The organism is Micromonospora sp. NPDC049799 (genome assembly GCF_040656655.1).
In the GTDB taxonomy this organism is placed as follows: Bacteria; Actinomycetota; Actinomycetes; order Mycobacteriales; family Micromonosporaceae; genus Micromonospora.
The window spans coordinates 1-1,920 of record NZ_JBFAMU010000734.1; the positions used below are offsets into that span (position 1 = coordinate 1).

Sequence of the window (1,920 nt, forward strand, 5' to 3'; positions counted from 1 at the left end):
GCGGCGGCCGGCGCTGGCCGCGCCCCCGCTCCACCGACGCCTGACGCTCCGCCGGCGGCAGGCTGTGGGGCCGGTCAAGTCTTCCTTAGATGACGGTTAACCCCTATGGCGGACCGACCGGCGGCTGTCAGGATCGAACCAGAACCCATCAGTTCCACCGGCCACCGCCCACGTACCCACCCGGCCGGTGGAGCCGTGCGCGCGGCGGGAGAGACGGTCCCCCACACCTGCTCCCGCCGCGCGCCACTCCCCTCATCGACCGGTGGCCACGTACGCGTCGATCTCCGCGCTGATCCGCTGCTTCCCGCCGGTGTCGAGGAAGGACGCGGACACGGCGTCCTTGGCCAGTGCCGCCAGACCCTCCGGGCCGACGCCGAGCAGCCGGGCGGCCACCGCGTACTCGTCGTTGAGGGTGGTGCCGAACATCGGCGGGTCGTCGGAGTTGACGGTGACCAGTACGCCGGCGTCGACCAGCCGCCGCAGCGGGTGCTCGTCGATCGTGGCGACGGCGCGGGTGCGCACGTTGGAGGTCGGGCAGACCTCCAGGGCGATCCGGTGCTCCGCCAGGTACGCCAGCAGCTCCGGGTCCTCGGCGGCGGAGATCCCGTGCCCGATCCGCTCGGCGCCCAGGTCGCGCAGCGCGTCCCAGACGGTCTGCGGGCCGGTGGTCTCCCCGGCGTGCGGCACGGAGCGCAGGCCGGCCGCCCGCGCCTGGTCGAAGTAGGGCTTGAACTGCGGTCGCGGCACGCCGATCTCCGGGCCGCCGAGCCCGAAGCTGATCAGCCCGTCCGGGCGCTCCTCCAGCGAGATGCGCAGCGTCTCCTCGGCCGCCGGCAGGCCGGCCTCGCCGGGGATGTCGAAGCACCAGCGCAGCTCGATGCCGAAGTCGGCCGCTGCCCGCTTGCGGGCGTCCTCGATCGCCTCGCAGAACGCCGGCGCCGGGATCCCCCGGTGCACGTGCGAGTACGGCGTCACGGTCAGCTCGGCGTAGCGGACCTGCTGGCGGGCCAGCTCCCGGGCCACCTCGTGGGTGAGGATCCAGACGTCCTCCGGGTCGCGGACGAGGTCCACGACGCTCAGGTACAGCTCGATGAAGTGCGCGAAGTCGCGGAACACGAAGTAGTCGGCGAGCGCCGCCGGGTCGGCCGGCACCGGCGTACGCCCCTCGTGCCGGGCGGCCAGCTCGGCGACGATCCGGGGTGAGGCGGAGCCGACGTGGTGCACGTGCAGCTCCACCTTGGGCAGTCCGGCGATGAACGTGGGCAGGTCGGTCACTTGTTCTCCTCGGCACGGGCGCCGGTTCGGGCGACGACGAAGACGCGTCGGAACGGGAAGTACACCCGACCCTGCCGCACCGGGTACGCCTCGGTGAGCCGTACGCCCAGCTCGGTCCGGAAGTCGGACCAGCCGGCGGCGTCCAGGGCCGCGCGGACCGGCCGGAGCGCGGTCCCCTCCATCCACGACAGGACGGGGTGGTCCGCGTCGGCGCGGGCCGGCAGCAGGTGCACGTAGGTAGTCTCCCAGGCGTCGACGGCGCAGCCGGCGGCGGTCAGCAGCGTGGCGTAGCCGACCGGGTCGTCGACCGGTGCCTCGCGCAGCAGCGGGGCGAGCGTGTCGCGCCAGGCGGGCCGCGCGGCGACCTCGCGCAGCGCCCGGTGCGACGGCGCGTCGAAGTTGCCGGGCACCTGCACCGCGAGCCACGCGCCGGCGGGCAGCTCGGCGGCCCACCGGGTGAGCAGGCGCCGGTGGTCGGGCACCCACTGGAGCACCGCGTTGCAGACCACGACGTCGGTGTCGGGGTCGGGCCGCCAGTGCAGGACGTCACCCTCGGCGACGCTGACCGTGGTGACGGCGGCGGCGCGGGCGACCATCTCCGGCGAGGAGTCCAGGCCGCGCACGCGGGCCGCCGGCCACCGCGCG

The 1,920-nt window shown here is 74.7% G+C and carries 2 protein-coding genes; both read right to left on the reverse strand.

Going from position 1 to position 1,920, the window contains the following annotated elements; translation table 11 throughout:
• Positions 1-252 precede the first annotated feature (252 nt).
• Positions 253-1,275, reverse strand: a complete 1,023-nt coding sequence (locus AB0I76_RS28905) for an adenosine deaminase (protein WP_357042019.1) — start codon at positions 1,273-1,275, stop codon at positions 253-255.
• Positions 1,272-1,920, reverse strand: a 649-nt coding sequence (locus tag AB0I76_RS28910; RefSeq protein ID WP_357042022.1) for a methyltransferase domain-containing protein, incomplete at its 5' end; no start/stop codon positions are given. The genes AB0I76_RS28905 and AB0I76_RS28910, both read right to left, overlap by 4 nt.